Raw genomic sequence first — 12,617 nt, 5'->3', positions numbered from 1 at the left:
ATGCGGAGCGCGGCGGATGCGGATCGCTGTTCGCTGCGAAAGGGTGACGGGACTCTGTTCCGGAGTCGCGTCGCGCGGCCCGGACGGGCCGGACCACGGTGTGCTGAACCGACAGCACTCTCGATGGCTGCGTCACCAGGCCACCGGGAGCCGCGGGGGGTTACCCGCTCATCTGAGATTAACCGACGAGTAACGAGCGCGCCATAGCTGGCTCATTGTGCGCTGTGTCACGGATGCTCCGGCGGGCGCCGATACGCTGGCCGCCATGGATGAGGACTTCCGCTCGCTCGCGGACCGGGTGCGGGAGGAGTCCGGCGGCTCCGGCCCGTACGAACTGCTCATCGGGACCGAGGATCACGAAGAGCTGGCCGGTGTCCTCACCGCGCGCGGACAGCCCTTGTGGGCCCGGGAGATCGCCGCGTTCCGGCTGGGCTGCGCCGGCGACCGGCGGGCCTTCGAGGCGCTGGTGCTGCTCCTCAACCACCGCGATCCGGAGCGCTGCGTCTCCGCCTCGTACGCACTGGCCCGGCTCGACGACCCGCGCACCCCCAGGGCCGCGGCCGCGCTCGCCGGCAACGGGCTGCGCACGGCGTACGCGCTCCACCCCGTACGGCTGCTCACCGAACTGCGCGCCCCCGAGTCCGTACCGGCCCTGATCACCACGCTCGAACGGCTACTGGCCCCCGACGAACCCCACTGGCGGGTAGCACTCGCCTGCGTAGAGGGCCTGGGCCTGCTCGGCGACGCCCGGGCACGCACCGTCCTGGAAGCGGCCCGAAATCACCCGCGACTGTCCCCCGCCGCCACGACAGCACTCAACCGCCTCCCATAACGCACCTCCCCCACCGAGACCCCGCCCACCTCGACGGTCATCGGGACCGGGCCGGGTCTTCGGCTATTGCGAACGCCTCGATCTCCACGAGCAGTTCGGGCCGGAACAGCGCGGTCACCTGGACCGCTGAGCTCGCGGGCGGGTGTTCGGTGTCGATTACCGCGTCCCGGGCCGCCCGTACCGCGGGCAGGTGTGCGACATCGGTGACGAAGTACGTCAGCTTGACGACGTCGTCGAAGGTGGCGCCGGCCGCGGCGAGACAGCGGCGCAGGTTCTCGAAGACCTGGCGGGCCTGGGCGGCGGGGTCACCCACGCCCACGATCTCGCCGGCCTCGTCGAAGGCGCACTGGCCGGAGACGGCGACGAACCGGCCCGTCCCCCAGACGACATGGCTGTAGCCGTTTCCTGGGGCGACCCCGTCGGGGGAGCCGAGATGGGTGAGTCGAGTCATGGGCCCATCCTGGCCGACGCCACTGACAACGGCCCACGGGGTTTCCGCCCGGCCGGACGCGGAAGGCCGTCACAGGAGCGTGAGCTGCGTGGCCCCGGGCCCGGGCTCCGGCGCCGTCGGCGGGTCCGGATCCTTGGGGTCGGTGATGCGCCGGGCGGCGCCCCGGCTCGCGGGGCCGATCCCGTACTCGTTCGCCAGCTCGTGCACCTGCCGTGTGACGCGGCGCTGGTACCAGGTGGGCGCGTACGCACCCTCCGCGTACATGCGCTCGTAGCGCGCCACCAGCCGTGGATGGTGCTCCGCCAGCCAGGCCATGAACCACTCGCGGGCGCCCGGCCGCAGATGCAGGACCAGCGGGGTCACGGACGTGGCGCCGGCCTCGGCTATCGCCCGTACCGTCTCCCGCAGCTGGTCGGGGCTGTCGCCCAGGAAGGGGATGACCGGCGCCATCAGCACCCCGCAGCCGATGCCGTTGTCGGCCATGGCGCGTACGACGTCGAGGCGGCGCTCGGGCGACGGCGTGCCCGGTTCCACCGTGCGCCACAGCTCCTGGTCGGTGAAGCCGACCGAGACCGAGACGCCCACCTCGGTGACGGAGGCCGCCTCCCGCAGCAGCTCCAGATCGCGCAGGATCAGCGTGCCCTTGGTGAGGATGGAGAAGGGATTGGCGCGGTCGCGCAGCGCCGAGATGATGCCCGGCATCAGCCGGTAGCGCCCCTCCGCCCGCTGATAGCAGTCGACATTCGTCCCCATCGCGATATGCGCCCCCTGCCAGCGGCTGGAGGCCAGCTGGCGGCGCACCAGCTCCGGCGCGTTGATCTTGACGACGATCTGGGAGTCGAAGCCCAGGCCGGTGTCGAGATCCAGATAGCTGTGGGTCTTGCGCGCGAAACAGTAGACGCAGGCGTGTGTGCAACCCCGGTACGGGTTCACCGTCCATTCGAACGGCATACGGGACGCGCCCGGCACCCGGTTCACGATCGAGCGGGCGCGGACCTCGTGGAAGGTGATGCCGCGGAACTCGGGGGTGTCGAAGGTGCGTGTGGTCACCGCGTCCGTACCGAAGAGCGCGATGTCCCCCGCCGGTCCGTTTGCCGGTGGGTTTTCGGCCAGATTGTCCCAGCGCATGGGTACCTCCTCGGTAGTGCTCCTCTCAGAATAGAACACTTGTTCCCTTGATCGCCGCGGCGCGGATTTGGGCGGGGGTTCCGGAGGTGATTGGCTGGCCGCACCCCACCGAAGTACGAGTGCTGGAGGAAGAGCCATGGCGCAGGTCGAGGCCACGACGGAGCGGATCATCGCGGCGGACGCGGAGACGGTGTTCGATGCGCTGGCCGACTACGAGGACACCCGTGCGAAGGTCATGCCCGCGCAGTACAGCGAGTACGAGGTGCGGGAGGGCGGCGACGGCGAGGGCACCCTCGTCCACTGGAAGCTGCAGGCCACCAGCAAGCGCGTGCGCGACTGTCTGCTGGAGGTGACCGAGCCGAGCGACGGGCGGCTCGTGGAGAAGGACCGTAACTCCTCGATGGTCACCACCTGGACCGTCACCCCGGCCGGTGAGGGCCGTTCGAAGGCCGTCGTCACCACCGTCTGGGACGGCGCCGGCGGTATCGGCGGCTTCTTCGAGCGGACCTTCGCCCCCAAGGGCCTGGCACGCATCTACGACGCGCTGCTCGAAAAGCTCGCCGCCGAGACCGAGAACAAGCCCGAGCCGGGCACCGCCACCGAGCCCGGCGCCGAGCCCGGGAAGTAGCCGGGCGAGAAGCCCGGCAGGCTTCTGCCGAGGTCACCGCCGAAGTCACCGTTTCGAGTGGTTTTCCCCGCGGCGCCGTTGTGCGTCCAGCGCGCGACACGTCGCGGGAAAGCCCCTGATGAGCGCCTCGGCGGGCGTTCCCCGGCCCAACCCGCCCCCGTCACAACCCCCTTCGGCGGACAACATTCCGCTTGCTCCCGCTTGGCGCGCAATGCGAAGAATGACGCCGCGCAGGTGTGACGAGGGGAGCAGTACGTGGGCGGGATCACTCTGGTGAAGGACGTCGGGCCCGACGTCGGGCAGGACGCCGAGCGGGCCGCGGCGCTGCCCGCTCCCGCCACGGCCGGCCCGCCACCACCACCGCGCACCGCGGGCGCGGCCGCCGCCGAACCCCTCAGCCCCCGCCGGGTGCGCCTGGTCTTCCTCGGGCTGATGCTCGCCCTGCTGCTGGCCGCGCTGGAACAGATGATCGTGGCCACCGCGCTGCCGAAGATCGTCGGCGAGCTGCAGGGCCTGGACCGGATGTCCTGGGCGATCACCGCCTATCTGCTGACCGCCACGATCGGCCTGCCGATCTACGGCAAACTCGGCGATCTCTTCGGCCGCAAGGGCGTCTTCCAGTTCGCGATCGTCGTCTTCGTGATCGGGTCCGCGCTGGCCGGCTGGTCCCGCACCATGGACCAGCTCATCGCCTTCCGCGCCATCCAGGGCATCGGCGCGGGCGGACTCATGATCGGCGTCCAGGCGATCATCGCGGACATCGTGCCGGCCCGGGAGCGCGGCCGCTTCATGGGGCTCATCGGCGCCGCCTTCGGCCTCGCCTCCGTGGCAGGACCGCTGCTCGGCGGCTTCTTCACCGACCATGCCTCCTGGCGCTGGTGCTTCTACTTCAACGTGCCCTTCGGCCTGGTCACCCTCGCCGTCGTGACCGCCGTGCTCAAACTCCCCAAGCCCACCGCCCGGGCCCGGCTGGACGTCCTCGGCGCGCTGATGCTCGCCGCCGCGTCCACCTGCCTGGTCCTGCTGACCAGTTGGGGCGGTACGGAGTACGCGTGGGGCTCGCGCGTCATCCTCGGCCTGGCCGCGGGCGCCGCCGGAACGGCCGTACTGTTCCTGGTGGTCGAGCACTTCGCGCCCCAGCCGATCATTCCCCTGCGGCTGTTCCGCGACTCGGTCTTCAACATCACCAGCCTGATCGGCGCCGTCGTCGGCGTGGCGCTGTTCGGCGCCGCCAGCTATCTGCCGACCTTCCTGCAGATGGTCGACGGGGCCAGCGCCACCGAGTCCGGTCTGCTGATGCTGCCCATGATGGGCGGCATCGTCGTCGCCTCTGTCGTCTCCGGGCAGCTCATCAGCCGCACCGGGCGCTACAAGGTCTACCCGGTGCTCGGCAGCGCGATCTCGGTGGCCGGGATGTGGCTGCTGTCCCGGCTGGAGACCGATACGTCCCGGCTCGAATGCGGTATCGCGCAGGCGCTCCTCGGCCTGGGGATCGGCCTGGTGCTGCCGGTGCTCATCCTCGCCGTGCAGAACGCCGTGCCGCCCGCCGACCTCGGCACCGCCACCAGCGCCAACAACTACTTCCGGCAGATCGGCGGCAGCGTGGGGGCCGCCGTCTTCGGCACGCTCTTCGCCAACCGGCTCGACCACGCCCTCGCCGACCGCGTCCCCGTCGCGACCGGCCTGCCCGGCGCCGAGTCCATCACCCCGCAGGCGGTCCACGCCCTGCCGCCCGCGCTGCGCGACGCCTACATCCAGGCGTACGCGGACGCCATGCCGCGGATCTTCCTCTACCTCGTGCCGGTGCTCGTCCTCGGCCTGTTGATCGCCTTCTTCCTCAAGGAGAAACCACTGGTGTCCCACAACGCCTCCACCGCAGTCCCCTCCGCGCGCGCCGCGGCCTCCGGTTCCCCGGCCGCCACCCCGGGCCCGCCCGCGCCCCCGCACACCTCCGGCGTGGCTGTTTGCGGCACCGTGCAGCACCACGACGGCAGCATCGTGCCGCACGCCGCCCTCACCCTCATCGATGTCCATGGACAGCAGATCGGGCGCGGGGCGAGCGGCGGGGACGGGCGGTACGCGCTGAGCGTGCCGGGCTCCGGCTCGTACGTGATGATCGCGGCGGCGGGCGGGCACCAGCCGCAGGCCGTGACCGTCACCGTCGGCGAACGGCCCATCGAACTGGACGTGGTCCTCGGCGGTGCGGGTCGCCTCGCCGGGTCCGTGGTCACCGCTGACGGCACCCCGGTGCGCGACGCCGCCGTGACCCTCACGGATGTACGCGGAGAGGTCGTGGCGTCCACCCGCAGCGGCCGCGAGGGCAGTTATGTGATCTCGGAACTGGTGGCGGGGGAGTACACCCTCGCCGCGAGCGCCCCCGCGTTCCGTCCCGCGGCGCTTCCGGTCAGTGTGCAGGCCTCGCGCGAGACCCGCCAGGACATCGAACTGGCCGGCGGAGCGGTGCTGCGCGGCACCGTACGCGCCGGCGGCGGCCGCCCCGTCGAGGACGCGCGCGTCACGCTGCTCGACGCGGCGGGCAACGTGGTGGACACCCTCACCACGAGCGCCGACGGCACCTTCCGGTTCGTGGACCTCTCGTCCGGCGAGTACACCGTCATCGCGGCGGGTTATCCGCCGGTCGCCACCGTGCTCCAGATGGCGGGCGGCGGGCGCACCGAACGCGATCTCCAACTGGGCCATGAAGACTGACTGATTTTCAGTCAACCGGGGGGCGTGCGCGGGCGCACAACCTATTAGTTCATTGACCGGCGGAACGTGCGTGAAGGGTCGTACCGTGGAGGGCGGAGCCGCAGAACCTGGCGGCGGGGAAGGAGCCTCCCACCCATGGACAGGGGTATTCCGCCGGGGCTGCCGCGGCCACTCGCCGCGGCCGGCCGGGTTCCGCTCGCCGTGGTCGTCGTGGACGGTGACGGCCTGGTGTCGCACTGGTCGACCGGGGCACGGCGGCTTTTCGGCCGTGCGAGGGAAGACGCGGTCGGCCGGCCCGCAGGTGATCTGATGCCGGTCGCCGGCGCCCTCGCCGAGAACGAGCACGGCGTGGCTCACGGTGCGTACGACACGTACGACGAGCTGGGCCCTGAGCTGCACGCCCGTGGCTCCTACCCCACCGCAGGCTGGGCGAAGGTGTCCGGGACGGGACGCGACCGGCTCGATGTCCTCTGGTGGGCCTACCCACTGGTCGGGCCGGGCCCGGGGCGCCATCTCATTCTCGCCGCCGACGCGGGCCAGTTCCGGACGGACAGCGAGGGCGAGAGCGACGGCAAGGGCGAGGACGAGGGCGAGGACCCCGACATCCTGCGGATCGCCCCGGGCTTCGCCCTGCACACGGAGTTCCAGGACGCCGACGCGCTGGCGCGGCGGCTGCCGGACATCCTGCCGAACATGGGCCCCGCCGAGTCCGGGCGTATCGTCGCGCAGGTCCTCGAACTGGGCTATCCCGTACTGGAATTCAGCCACCACGACCGGGTGCCGGTCACCCCCGACTGGGGGGTGCCGCGCCGGGCGGCCGGACGGCAGAGCGCGCCGGAGCCCTCGGTGGGAGCCGCGCGGCTCCGGCGCGAGCCGGTGCCCCGCCCGCGACTCGACCTCGAATACGCCGCGGTGCGGGAGCGGCTGGAGTTCCTGAACGAGGTCAGCGGCCGTATCGGTACGTCCCTCGATCTCGCACGCACCATCCGTGAGGTCACCAGCGCCGCCGTGCCGCGCTTCGCCGACTTCGCGGGCACCCATCTGCGGGCCGCGGTCCTCGCCGGCGAGGGATTCCCCGACGGCCCGCCCGATGTGACCACGGTCTGGCACCGGGTGTGGGTCGAGCACACCGACGAACCGGGCCGCTGGGACGACACCGTGCCGGTCGGCGAGGCCATCTCCTTCCCCGAGCACACGCCGTTCTTCCAGTGCATGGTCACGGGCGAGCCCGTGCTCATCCCGCGGCTCAGCGAGGAGGACGGCGACCGCATCTCGGGGGAGTTCGAGAAGCGCGATCTGCGCCCCCTCATCAACAACCGGTCCCTGCTGCTCGTGCCGCTGAAGGCGCGCGACGTGGTGCTCGGCTTCATGGTGCTGCTGCGGCGTCCCGACCGGGAGCCGTTCGACGACATGGACCGTACGACCGGCGCCGAACTCGCCGCCAGGGCCGGTCTGGTGCTCGACAACGCCCGGATGTACACCTACCAGGAGCAGGTCGCGGAGACGCTGCAGGACAGCATGCTGCCGCAGGTCACGCCGCGCATGGCGGGGTGTGACATCGCCACCCGCTATCTGCCGGGCACCCAGCTCGGCCGGATCGGTGGCGACTGGTTCGACGCCGTCAAACTGCCCGGCTCACGCACCGCGCTCATCGTCGGCGACGTCATGGGCCATGGCCTCAACTCGGCCGCGATGATGGGCCAGTTGCGTACCGCCGTACAGACGATGGCGACCATGGAGATGCCGCCCGCCCAACTGCTCCGTAATCTCGACGACTTGGCGCAGCGGCTCGGCGAGCTGTATCTCGCGACCTGTCTCTACGCGGTGTACGACCCCATCCACTCCGAGCTCCAGATCGCCAACGCCGGCCATGTCCCGCCGGTGCTCGTCCGGGCCGAGGACGGCAGCGGCGAGGTGCTCGACCTGCCCACGGGCGCGCCCATCGGTGTCGGCGGAGTGGCCTTCGAGACGGCGATCGTACGGGTCCGTCCCGGCGACCGGCTGGTGCTGTGCACCGACGGTCTGGTCGAGGTCCGCGGCGAGGACATCGGAGACGGGCTGGCGGCGCTCTGCGCGTCCGCCGCGCATCCCGCCGCCTCGATGGACGACGCCTGCGACACCATCATCCGCGCGCTGAACACCCGTGGCGGGCGCAAGGACGATGTGGCCCTGCTGATGGCCAGGCTGAACGGCATCCCGGACGAGAACGTCGCCGAATACAAACTCGCCCTGGACCCGCGCGAGGTGGCCAGGGCCAGACGCCTGGTGCGCGGACGGCTGCTCGACTGGGAGCTGCCGGACGCGGTGGAGACGGCCGAGCTGCTGGTCAGTGAGCTGGTCACCAATGCCATGAACCACGCGCGGTCGGGCCGGATCGGGCTGCGGCTGGTCCGTACGGACGCCCTGCTGTGCGAGGTCATGGACGACGAACCGGCCCCGGCGGCCCTGCTGGACGCGGGCCGGGACGACGAGTTCGGGCGCGGGCTACGGGTGGTGAGCAGCCTGGCCAGGGAGTGGGGCACCAGCACGACAGCTCTCGGCAAGACGGTCTGGTTCGAACAGGCACTGGCGCGCAAGGCACGCTGAGGGAAGGCCGCCGCCCTCGTGCCCCCGACGGGTGGCGGCGCCAGGTCCTGTCCGGTCCACTGCAACTCGCCTTCGGCAGGACGCACTTCGAGGAGGTCATATGGACGCGTCACGGCGTTACCGGGAAGCATGGGAGGGCTTCTGGCGCGAGACCTCCGACGCGCCGGGCGAGGCGATCTGGGACTCCGACCCCGCACTCGCCTCCGTGCCGCACAGCGAGCTGTTGCTGCCGTACGCCGACGTCTCGCTGCCGGTGGTCGACCTGGGCTGTGGCAACGGCACCCAGACGCGCTATCTGGCCACGTGCTTCGACCGCGCGGTGGGCGTGGATCTCTCGCACGCGGCGATCGAGCTCGCGCGCCGCGCCGACACCGCGAAAGTGGCGGAGTTCGAGCAGCTCGATCTGGTCGACCACGACGCGGTGCGCGCCCTGCGCGAGCGGCTCGGGGACACCAATGTCTATATGCGGGCGGTGATCCACCAGAGCGAGCCGCAGGACAGGCCCGCCGTCGCGGGGGCCGTCGCGGAGCTGCTCGGTGGGCGCGGCCGGGCCTTCGTCGTGGAGCTCACCCCCGCGTCGAAGGCCGTGTTGCTGAAGGCCGCGGAGGGCCCCGGCGGGCCACCCGAGAAGCTCCGGCGGGTCTTCGACCACGGGCTCAAGCCGGCTGGCGCCGCCGAGGAGGAGGTGCCCGAGCTGCTGCGCGCGGCGGGCCTGACGGTCCTCGCGACCGGGGACACCGCGCTCGCCCAGACGGAGCGACTGCCGGACGGCACCCGTATCGACCTGCCCGCCAGGTGGTTCGTGCTCGCCAGGGCGGACAGGGCCTGAGGAAACGGGACAGGGCTTGGGGGAACGCGACAGGGCTTGGGGGAACGCGACAGGCCTGACGGCCGGCCGAGGCGCTGAGCGGCGGGCGGCCGGCCGCGGAGGCGCTGGAGACGGTGCGCCACCTGCTGGTGGTGACCGGTGCGCCGGAACTGGCCAAGCAGGAGTGTTTCGGTGGCCAGGCCTGCCATGGCCCATCCGCCGTCCGGGCGGCGGCCGGCACGGCGCCGGTCCCGCAGGCCCGCGCCGTACCCGGACTCAGCCGCCCCGCGTCGCGCCGGCGGGCGTGATGGCCGAAATGACGGTCCTCAGGCCGTGAACCCGGCGTGCACGTGGTCGTGATGGGTGTTGTCGCTGAAGAACTGACCGGCCGCGCCCCCGGCGAGCTGGACCGGTCCGCCGACGTTGTACGAGCCGGCCGCCGCCGCGTCCCGCATGAAGGACTCGACCAGCCGGCGCGGCGTGGCCGGGTCGACGACCGCGTGCCCGTCGATCTGCCATACGTCGAAGGCCCGGCCGAGCGGATGGTCACTGGGCCGGTCGGTGCCGAACACATCCAGCGGATGCCCGGAGCGCACCACACTGACGTACATCCGGTAGGTACCAGCCAGCCGCAGCAGCGCCCGCCCCACGCTCGGGTGGACCTTCCCGCTGCGGAAGTCGGCCTGCGCAGCGGGTGGCAACGTGATCCGCGGGTCGGCCAGCACCTGCCGCGCGGTGGTCGGCAGCGACGCCGCGGCGGCGCCGGGTCGCGCCGGGTGGAGCGCGGTGACCTCCCAGCGCGGCCGTGCCCGGCTCAGCCGTACGTCGACGGTCGTGCCGCCCGCGTGCCCCGGGGTCCACTGACGGCACACCACCAGCACGCTGGCCCTGTCCGCCAGGATCCCGCCGTACTGCGCGTCGACCACCTGGAGCGTGGCCTCGGCGGCCCGGGGCAGCAGCGCCCCCGCCTGATCCACCAGTGACGGCGCCGCCCCCAGCGCGGCCACCCGCCGCTTCGCCGCCGCCGCACCGCCCTGCCCGGCGGCCCAGGCACCGATCGCCTCCACCACCTGTACGGCGCGCAGCTTCACGGCGGGGTCCACATCACCGCGGTCGGGCCGCCACGCCGTGGTCGTCGGCAGCGGCGAGGGCGGGGATCCGGACGCGGACAGCGCAGACGCAGCGCCCGACGGGCCGGCGCGTGTCGGTGAGGTTCCGGAGCAGCCGGCGGCTCCCGCCAGCAGTCCGCCGGCAGTGAGCAGCAGCGCCCGCCGGCCGAGTGGTCCTCTCATGCGGCACCTCGTTTCTGTTCCCACGCCCCCGTCCGTCCTCAAGAGTGCGGGGCCGCCCTGTGGTCGTGCCGGATGCCTCGCCCGCTGCCTGACCAGCCCATTCGTACGGCGGACAGCGGTTGGCCGTTCAGCTGTCTGCCACCGGACAGCCATGGACGATCAGCACAGTGCAGCTGACACCAGCGTCCAGTGCATGGAGTGCGAAGATGGGTACGGCAGGCAATCAGAAGGACTTCCACAGAAGGGCCTTGCTCCAGGCAGCCCTTGTCGTGCCGGCCGCGGGCGCCGCGGCGACGGTGCTCGACACCTCACCGGCCCGGGCGGCGTCGGAGAGCGGCGCGGCAGGCGGCGGAGGCCGGTTCGACACCGAGAGCCCCCGGTTCGCCGTGGCCGTCCTTCCGGACACCCAGTATCTTTTCGACGCCGACAGCTCCGACCCGGCGCCGCTGCGTGAGACATTCCGCTACCTCGTCTCGGAACGCGGCGAGTCCAACATCGCGTTCATGACGCACCTCGGTGATGTCACGGAGCACGGCACCGGGGAAGAGATCGAGCTCGCCGCCGACACCTTCCGTACCCTGCACGGCAAAGTGCCGTACAGCGTCCTCGCGGGCAATCACGACATCGCCTCCTCGACGGACGACCAGCGCGGTGACAGCGCCTACCTCAGGGCCTTCGGGCCGAAGCGCTTCTCCTCCATGCCGACCTTCGGCGGCGCCTCCCCCGACGGCTACAACAGCTATCACGTGCTGCGCGCGGCGGGACGTGAATGGCTGGTCCTCGCCCTGGACTGGCGGGTGTCGGACAAGGGACTGCGCTGGGCGCAGGGCGTGCTCGACCGGAATTCCTCGCTGCCGGCCATCCTGACCACCCATGACATCGCGTGGTCGGACGACGCCGGCACGGCGCAGCTGTCGGACAACGGCAAGCGGCTGTGGGACGGCCTGGTCCGCGGCAACGACCAGATCTTCCTCGCCCTGGGCGGTCACTACTGGCCGCCGGGCCGCACGGTCCTCACCAACGACGCGGGCCACGACGTCCATGTCCAGATCACCAACTATCAGGACCGCTACTACGGCGGCGCCGGGATGATCCGGATGTACGGTTTCGACCTCGCCCGCGGTGTCATCGACGTCGAGACGTTCTCCCCGTGGTTCCTTGCCCGTGATCCGCGCAAGCGGACCCCGCTGGAGGCCGAGACCATCGAACTGACCGGTCCGGTCGACCGGTTCAGCATGAACATCGACTTCACCGAACGGTTCGCGGGCTTCGCCCCGGCCAGGCCGCCCGCCCCGCGTCCGGCCGCCGCCGTGATGCCGCGTGGCACCGTCGCGTACTGGCGCTTCGACTCCTCGGGGCTGCGCGACGCCGGCCGGGCGGGCCAGCCGGTGACGGACGGGAAGGTCGCCCGTGACCTGACCGGCAACGGCAACGACCTGATGGTGCGCCGGCTGCACGCGAGCGGCGCCGACGCGCTGACCTGGTCCGCCGAGCACCACCTCGGCCAGCCGGCCCACGCGAGCCTGCGCTTCGACGGCGGCAAGGAGCCGGACCGCGGCGCCGTCCTCACCACCGCCGCGGGCGCCCCGCTCAACAGCGCGACCTTCACCTCGGGTTACACCATCGAGACCTTCGTCAAGCTGCCGGATCCCTTCGACGGCAATCACGACTGGATGGGGATCCTCAGCTGGGAGGGGCGTAACGGCGACGCGGGCAAGACCACCGGCTGGTCGCCCGACGAGCCCACGTGCAGCCTCAATCTCTCCCCCGAGAGATTCCTCCAGTTCGTCGTCTACCCGCACCGGCAGGACGCCGACCCCACCTCGTGGAGCCACGCCGTCCCGGTCGGCCGCTGGATGCACATCGCGCTGGTCAACGACGGCCGCCGTACGGTCATGTATGTCGACGGATCGAAGATCGCCCGCAACCCGTCCCAGAAGTCGACCGGCATCGCCACCCTGGGCAAGCCGTTCGTCATCGGTGCCACCCAGTTCAATGAGGAGTTCGGCCAGGGCTTCTACGGCTGGATCGGTGACACCCGCATCGTGAGCCGCGCACTCGCGTCCAAGGACTTCCTGGCGCCGTTCGCGTAAAGCGCTGGTCGTACGCCATACGGGGTGGCTTTGGAGGTCTAGACCACCGTTAGTTTTCCACAGGGCTGGCCCGGTCCTGCCGGGACGCGT

At 71.6% G+C, this 12,617-nt stretch carries 9 protein-coding genes; 6 read left to right on the top strand and 3 right to left on the bottom strand.

The window, feature by feature from the left end; genetic code table 11:
• Positions 1-265: 265 nt before the first annotated feature.
• The gene (locus ACFVWW_RS05720; protein WP_384181324.1) at positions 266-832 is read left to right on the top strand and encodes an adenylosuccinate lyase; all 567 of its coding nucleotides are present in this window, start codon (positions 266-268) and stop codon (positions 830-832) included.
• A 37-nt stretch (positions 833-869) separates the two neighbouring features.
• Here the strand turns inward: ACFVWW_RS05720 and ACFVWW_RS05715 are convergent, their stop codons facing one another.
• Both ACFVWW_RS05715 and ACFVWW_RS05710 read right to left on the bottom strand, forming a co-directional pair.
• The gene (locus ACFVWW_RS05715) at positions 870-1,283 is read right to left on the bottom strand and encodes a RidA family protein (RefSeq protein ID WP_386876120.1); all 414 of its coding nucleotides are present in this window, start codon (positions 1,281-1,283) and stop codon (positions 870-872) included.
• 69 nt (positions 1,284-1,352) lie between these two features.
• Positions 1,353-2,411 (bottom strand): Rv2578c family radical SAM protein, encoded by a 1,059-nt coding sequence (locus tag ACFVWW_RS05710; protein WP_386876118.1) that lies wholly within the window; start codon positions 2,409-2,411, stop codon positions 1,353-1,355.
• A 136-nt stretch (positions 2,412-2,547) separates the two neighbouring features.
• On the opposite strand from ACFVWW_RS05710, the gene ACFVWW_RS05705 reads away from it, so the two are divergent.
• From ACFVWW_RS05705 to ACFVWW_RS05690, 4 genes are all read left to right on the top strand, one after another.
• Positions 2,548-3,039 carry an SRPBCC family protein gene (locus tag ACFVWW_RS05705; protein ID WP_384181332.1) on the top strand — a complete coding sequence of 164 codons (492 nt, stop codon included), beginning with the start codon at positions 2,548-2,550 and terminating at the stop codon, positions 3,037-3,039.
• 255 nt (positions 3,040-3,294) lie between these two features.
• Positions 3,295-5,748, top strand: coding sequence for an MFS transporter (locus ACFVWW_RS05700; RefSeq protein WP_384181335.1), 2,454 nt, complete (start codon positions 3,295-3,297; stop codon positions 5,746-5,748).
• A 135-nt stretch (positions 5,749-5,883) separates the two neighbouring features.
• The gene (locus ACFVWW_RS05695; protein WP_386876117.1) at positions 5,884-8,334 is read left to right on the top strand and encodes a SpoIIE family protein phosphatase; all 2,451 of its coding nucleotides are present in this window, start codon (positions 5,884-5,886) and stop codon (positions 8,332-8,334) included.
• Between the two features lie 100 nt (positions 8,335-8,434).
• Complete coding sequence (locus tag ACFVWW_RS05690) at positions 8,435-9,163, top strand: class I SAM-dependent methyltransferase (protein WP_386876115.1); 729 nt, start codon at positions 8,435-8,437, stop codon at positions 9,161-9,163.
• A 305-nt stretch (positions 9,164-9,468) separates the two neighbouring features.
• Here ACFVWW_RS05690 and ACFVWW_RS05685 read toward each other — a convergent pair whose 3' ends face one another.
• Entirely contained in the window at positions 9,469-10,434 is a 966-nt protein-coding gene (locus tag ACFVWW_RS05685; RefSeq protein ID WP_386876113.1) for a hypothetical protein, read from the bottom strand.
• A 206-nt stretch (positions 10,435-10,640) separates the two neighbouring features.
• On the opposite strand from ACFVWW_RS05685, the gene ACFVWW_RS05680 reads away from it, so the two are divergent.
• Positions 10,641-12,527 (top strand): LamG-like jellyroll fold domain-containing protein, encoded by a 1,887-nt coding sequence (locus ACFVWW_RS05680; RefSeq protein ID WP_386876111.1) that lies wholly within the window; start codon positions 10,641-10,643, stop codon positions 12,525-12,527.
• The last annotated feature ends 90 nt before the right edge of the window (positions 12,528-12,617 follow it).

Origin of the sequence: Streptomyces sp. NPDC058198 (genome assembly GCF_042882605.1) — a bacterium.
Lineage (GTDB): Bacteria > Actinomycetota > Actinomycetes > Streptomycetales > Streptomycetaceae > Streptomyces.
This window is presented reverse-complemented; position numbering and strand designations above follow the sequence as displayed.